Here is a 6,096-nt window from a genome sequence, read left to right on the forward strand (position 1 = left end):
GGCTGCACCCGACCAAAAGCGTGGTAGCCCTTCGGGCAGGCCATACGGGGATGACGGAAGAAGCCCAGGTAGGAGGTTTGCTGCGCGAGCTACTTCGAAAAGCATGTTAGGCGACTGACTCGTCCACTGCTTCCTCCGCCAAGAACTCCAGCACTGCCCGTGCTACGGCGTCGTTCTGTCTGAAGGCTGGGTTGTTGGTGTTCGGGCGGGCGAAGGCGGCTTGGGCCTTGTTGGTGGTGTAAGGGCCTACCGCGAAGCGCCGTGGGTGGGGTGTGCCTGAAGCGTCCAGCACGCGGCTGTCTACTGGATCGACGGCGACGAACCCCGCTCGGTCCTGGATGTCTCCGCACGCCAGAAGGGAGCGCAGCAGCGGATCGGCCGTGGTGGCCAGTGTGTGTACTGGGAGCCGTGCCTCGATCAAGCCCGTGGCGCGCACGGTGTGGCCGGGCACGCTGGCGCTGCCTGCCAGGAAGACGCCGTCCTCGGCCCTCACCCAGGTGTCGGCTCCCAGGAAACGCACCACCCCGGCCCGCGACAACGCCAGCAGCTCCTCCAACCGGTCCGGAGGCGGGCCTGAGGCGAAGTAGCTGAAGAAGCCGTGCCACCAGCCGTCCTCACTGGTCAGTCGGCCCGACGCCGCCAGCACCGACAACTGGGCGTATGCGGTCAGGAGAGCCAAGAAGGCACCTAGGTCCGCGCTGAACCGGGGATCGGATCGCCGCTCCACGTCTGCCCGGACGTAAGAGCGCAGGAACTCCTGAAATCCGTCTGCCGAGTCGAACGCCAAATTGTCGATCGGCCGGTCCAGGTGCTCGAAGTCCAAGCGGTCCGCGAAGCTCGGGATTGCCTGCTCCTCCAGCTCCCGCATCTCCTTGCTGTACCAGTCCAGCTCCGCATACCTTGCCGAGAACTCCTCCCACGTCAGCCGCACCCGCGAGGGATGGCCGGTGAACAGCTCCCGGTAGTACCCGTACGCGACCTCCTTGGCGATCAACGGCCACACGTGCAACCGGAAGTCGATGTCACCAGGTTTGGCCAGCAGCTCCGACGCCACGAAGAACCTAGGCCCCTCCGGAGCCTTGCCCTGCAAGCGATAGCCGGTCTTGGAGTGGTACGGCACGCCGCGTCGCGAGCCCACGTGCAACCGGGGTTCCCGCCCGGACGGGAGGTAGTGCAGCACGCCCCCGACCCGGACGAACGTCCCGCCGCGGCCCTCCGTCAGGAGTACCGCCAAGTCGATGAACGCCAAACCCAGGCCCCGCACGACGACGTCCTCACCCGCAGGCACGACGGACAGGTCCGCATCCGCCGTGTACGCGGGAGGGACGAAGGTCAGGTCGTGCTTCATGGCGTAGTCGCGCAAGGTCGCGTGCTCCGTTGACAGCACGGTGTCCAAGTGCCCCAAAGCGAGCACCACCACGTCCGCCACCAGCGGCTCTGTCCGCCCGGCCAGCCACACCCGTTGCCGTAACTGCGACGAACCGGTCAACCGGATCGCCCTGGTCTCGTGGACGTGTACCGAGCTACCCGGCGGCAAGGACTCGACCGCCCTGGCGTGGAACCACTTCAGGTACGCGCTCTGCACCCGTCGGCTCGGAAACGACGTAGGTTCCATCGCCGCCAGCTCGGCTCGAACCTCCGCCGAAAGGTCCACAGTGGACCAATCCCACTCCGCGAGCGACGGACCAAGCCGCACAGGACCCTCGCACTCCACCGACGAATCGGTGAACATGGTGACGTCCTCGGCCATCGAGTTCATCCGCAGCAACGCCGACTGCTCGTGCCGCCACACCCGCCCCGACCCGACCGGGAACGGGTCCACCAAGTGCACCTCCAACGGGCCGTCGAACAACGCGGGAGCGTTGGCCCCCAAACGTTCCAGCAGTCCGGACGTGCGCGGCCCTGCGCCGATGAACACGATGACGCTCATCGCACCAGCGCCAAGAACTCGCGGGTGCGCTGATGAACAGGGTTGTCCAGCACTTCGGCAGGCGGGCCGGACTCCACAACAAGACCCTCGTCCAGGAACACCACGTGGTCGGCGACCGACCGGGCGAAGCCGATCTCATGCGTCACCACGACCATCGTCATGCCATCGGCCGCTAAGTCGCGGATCACGGCCAACACCTCGCCCACCAGCTCCGGGTCCAGGGCCGAGGTCGGCTCGTCGAACAGCATCACGGCCGGTCGCATGGCCAGTGCCCGTGCGATCGCCACACGCTGCTGCTGACCACCGGACAGTTGCCGCGGGTAGGCGTCCTCGCGGCCGGCCAGTCCGACCCGCGCGATCAGCGCCCGCGCTCGCTCCTCGGCCTCCGCGCGCGGCACGCCGGACACCCCGATCGGGGCCTCCACGACGTTCTCCAGCACGGTCAAGTGCCCGAACAGGTGGAAACCCTGGAACACCATGCCGATACCGGCCCGCTGCCGTGCGATCTCGCGTTCCTTCAGCTCGTACAGCTTGCCGCGGTGTCGGCGGTACCCGATGAGCACGCCGTCGACCTCAATTTCGCCGCGGTCCTGCTGCTCCAAGTGGTTCAGGCAGCGCAGGAGGGTCGACTTGCCCGAGCCGGACGGGCCGATGACGACCGTGACCGAGCCGCGTGGCACGGTCAGGTCCACGCCTCGCAGCACCGGGGTGCCGCCGAAGCTCTTGTGCAGATCGGTGACCTGGACGGCGATCGTCACGACAGCCTCCCCGCGCCGCGCGCGTAGTAGCGCTCCACATAGTGCTGGCCGATGCCGAGGAGGCTGGTGACGACGACGTACCAGGCGGTGGCGACCAGCAGCAACGGGATGATCAGGTAGTTGCGGTTGTAGATGAGCTGCACCGAGTACAGCAGGTCCTGCACGGCCAGCACGCTCACGATCGACGTGCCCTTCAGCGTGCCGATGAGCAGGTTGCCGGCGGCCGGGACGATGGCGCGCATGGCCTGTGGCAGCACGATCCGCCGCAGCACCCGGCCGCCGCGCATGCCCAGTGCCTTGGCCGCCTCGACCTGGCCCGCGTCCACAGACAGGATGCCGCCGCGCACGATCTCCGCCGCGTAGGCGGCCTCGTGCAGCACCAGCCCGATGATCACCGCCGTGACCGGCCCGATGACCGGGGTGGCGCCGGACAGCGCCGGGTACAGCGCGCCGATGTTGAACCAGAACAGCAACTGCACCAACAGCGGCACCGACCGGAACAGCCACACGTAACCCCAGCTCACGCCCACCAGCACGGGGTTGCCGGACAACCTCATCACGGCCAGCACGCCGCCGATCACAAAGCCCAGCACCACGGTCAGGCCGGTGAGCCACAGCGTCAGGCCGAGCCCGCGCAACACGGCCTCGGCGGTGAAGTACTGGGCCACCACGGACCACTGGAACTGCTCGTTGGTCGCCGCCGACCACAGGAACGCCAGCACGGCGGCCAGCACCAGGGCGGCGGACACCCACCGCCACGGTCGGCGCAATGGCACGATCTCGGCGGTGGTGCGAGACGGGGTCGTCGGAGGGGCGGCGGTCGAAGCGCTCATCGGCTGCTCCTGCGCAGGAGGGATCACGTCAACGTGCCGCGTCCCTCAACGCCGCACCGCGATCGTAGGCGCGGGACCGTGCGGCCGGTCAAGGGATTCCGGGATTTGGACGCCGGTCGAACCGCCGTTGACGATCGCCGCGTCCGCTGCTGCACTGGGTCCGTGGACACCGTGCGGCTGGTCATTCGCGGCCACATCGACTTCGGTCGGGTGTGGTCGTCCTCCTGTCCGCGCTGACGCGCCCCTTCTTCCGGCCGACCCCATGCGTCTCCCTCAACGCCTTGGCGCGTCGGCGTTCCCACGCCCTTTCTTCTTGCCACTCTCAGTGGAAGGTTTCGACGTGCCTGTTGAGTTCCTGGGGATCGGCGGCACCAACGACGGCTCCGAGACGCACGCCCGCAGCGGTGCGTCGTTCGACAAGGACTACACGCTGCGCCTGGCCCGCGCGCACGAGGAGCACGGCTGGGACCGCGTGCTGTTCGCCTACGGCTCGGGCTCACCAGACCCGGCGCAGGCCGCCGCGTACGTGGCCACGGAGCTGGACAAGCTCCAGATCCTGTTGGCGCACCGGCCGAACGTCTCCTACCCGACGTTCGCCGCGAAGACGTTCGCCACGCTGGACCGGATCTCCGACGGCCGGCTGACCGTGCACTTCATCACCGGCGGCACCGACCACGAGCAGCAGCGCGAAGGCGACTACCTGACCAAGGACGACCGGTACTCGCGCACCGAGGAGTACATCCGGATCGTCAAGCAGGCGTGGACCTCCCGCGAGCCCTTCGACCACGAAGGAACGCACTACCGGTTCGCCGACTTCGTCAGCGACGTCTTCCCCGTGCAGCAGCCGCGTCCGAACGTGTCGTTCGGCGGCTCGTCCCCCGCCGCCTACCGGGCAGGTGGTGCGGTGGCCGACATTTTCTGCCTCTGGGGTGAGCCCCTGGCCGACACGGCGGCGCAGATCGAGTCCGTTCGGGAAGCCGCACGGGCCGCCGGCCGCACCGACACCCCGCGCATCCAGGTGGCGTTCCGCCCGATCCTCGGCGCGACCGAGGACTTGGCGTGGGACAAGGCCTACCGGACCGTGGACGCCATCAAGCAGCGCACCTCCGGCGGCAAGTCGCTGACCCGCAGGCACTCCCTGACCAACCCGGAGAACACCGGTTCACAGCGCCTGCTGGATATCGCCGCCCGCGGCGAGCGCTTCGACCGTGCACTGTGGACATCCACAGCCGCTGCGACCGGCGGCGCGGGCAACTCGAACGCGCTGGTCGGCACGCCGGAGACGGTGGCGCAGGCCCTGCTGGACTACTACGACCTCGGCGTCGACATCTTCTCCGCGCGCGGCTACGACACCCTCGACGACGCCATCGACTTCGGCCGGTACGTCATCCCGATCGTGCGCGAGGAAGTCGCGAAACGCGACCGAGCCCACTCACCCACCCCGGCGCCGCAACGCGAATCCATCGCGGTAGACGGATGACCACCACGAAGGATTTGATCGGAATGCGCACCAGAACCCTGCTGTTGCTGACCACCTTGCTGGCCCTGGTGGTCTCCGGCTGCGGTGCGCCCGCCGCGAGCCCGGACAACGGCGTGCAGCCGTCGGTCGACGTCGTGTCCGCGCTGGTCAAGGACGAGTCCATCGCGGCCCTGCTGCCGGAGGCGACCCGGCGGGCCGGCGTGGTGAAGTTCGGCTCGTCCGTGGGCGGCCAGCCGCCGGCGTCGTACTACGCCGAGGACAACAAGACCGTGCTGGGCCAGGACATCGACATCGCCGAGGCGGTCGGCAAGGTCCTCGGCGTGCGGATCGAGCGGGAGGTGGCCGGCTTCGAGGCGATCCTGCCCGCCCTCGCGTCCGGCAAGTACGAGGTCGGCACGGGCAACTTCGGCGTCACCGAAGCCAGGCTCAAGACCATCGACTTCGTCACCTACATCAACGACGGCCAGGGCTTCGCCGTCCGCAAGGACGACGACCGCCTCCAGAAGGTGGACAACCTGGCGCAGCTGTGCGGCCTGAAGATCGGCGTGGGAGCCGGCACGACCTTCGAAGCCACCCTGGAACGCGAGAAGCACGTCTGCCCGGACGCCGGCAAGCCCGCCTACGAGGTCCTGACGTTCTCCGAGAACGCGGCCATCTACCTGGGCCTGCAACAACGCCACTTCGACGTCATCATGAGCACCATCAACGGCCTCCGCCACGCCGCCGCCAACCAACCGAACCTGAAGTTCCTGAACGAGTTCAAGCGCCTGGACGTGGGCTTCGCCTTCAAGAAGGGCTCCCCGCTGACGCCGGCCTTCCAGGCGGCGGTGAACAAGCTCATCGAGAACGGGACGTACCAACGGATCCTGGACAAGTGGGGCACCACAGCCTCCGCCCTGCCGGAGTCCAAGATCAGCCCACCCGAACACGCCTAGTCCTCAAGACCGGCAGACCCGCGAACCCGCAGGGCGTGCTTTTCCCGAAGCCCGCGCAGCAAACCGCCTACCTGGGCTTCTTCCGTCATCCCCGTATGGCCTGCCCGAAGGGCTACCACAGATTTCCCTGGGTGCAGCCGAATTTTTTGTGAGGAACGAG

At 68.0% G+C, this 6,096-nt stretch carries 5 protein-coding genes; 2 read left to right on the forward strand and 3 right to left on the reverse strand.

What is annotated here, in order from left to right; genetic code table 11:
* Positions 1 to 106: 106 nt before the first annotated feature.
* Genes WBN91_RS38795 through WBN91_RS38805 form a run of 3 tightly spaced genes read right to left on the reverse strand, consistent with a single transcriptional unit; the run spans position 107 to position 3,521 of the window.
* The gene (locus WBN91_RS38795; protein ID WP_337729289.1) at positions 107 to 1,930 is read right to left on the reverse strand and encodes an FAD/NAD(P)-binding protein; all 1,824 of its coding nucleotides are present in this window, start codon (positions 1,928 to 1,930) and stop codon (positions 107 to 109) included.
* Positions 1,927 to 2,688, reverse strand: a complete 762-nt coding sequence (locus WBN91_RS38800; protein WP_337729288.1) for an amino acid ABC transporter ATP-binding protein — start codon at positions 2,686 to 2,688, stop codon at positions 1,927 to 1,929. Before WBN91_RS38800 ends, WBN91_RS38795 begins: the two co-directional genes overlap by 4 nt.
* Positions 2,685 to 3,521, reverse strand: coding sequence for an amino acid ABC transporter permease (locus WBN91_RS38805; protein ID WP_337729287.1), 837 nt, complete (start codon positions 3,519 to 3,521; stop codon positions 2,685 to 2,687). Before WBN91_RS38805 ends, WBN91_RS38800 begins: the two co-directional genes overlap by 4 nt.
* Before the next feature lie 340 nt (positions 3,522 to 3,861).
* Between WBN91_RS38805 and WBN91_RS38810 the strand changes: the two genes are divergently transcribed.
* Both WBN91_RS38810 and WBN91_RS38815 read left to right on the forward strand, forming a co-directional pair.
* Positions 3,862 to 5,001 (forward strand): LLM class flavin-dependent oxidoreductase, encoded by a 1,140-nt coding sequence (locus WBN91_RS38810; RefSeq protein WP_337729286.1) that lies wholly within the window; start codon positions 3,862 to 3,864, stop codon positions 4,999 to 5,001.
* A 23-nt stretch (positions 5,002 to 5,024) separates the two neighbouring features.
* On the forward strand, positions 5,025 to 5,936 hold the full coding sequence (locus tag WBN91_RS38815) for an ABC transporter substrate-binding protein (protein ID WP_337729285.1): 912 nt from the start codon (positions 5,025 to 5,027) through the stop codon (positions 5,934 to 5,936).
* The last annotated feature ends 160 nt before the right edge of the window (positions 5,937 to 6,096 follow it).

The organism is Saccharothrix sp. CCNWYY140, from assembly GCF_037401995.1.
Lineage (GTDB): Bacteria > Actinomycetota > Actinomycetes > Mycobacteriales > Pseudonocardiaceae > Actinosynnema.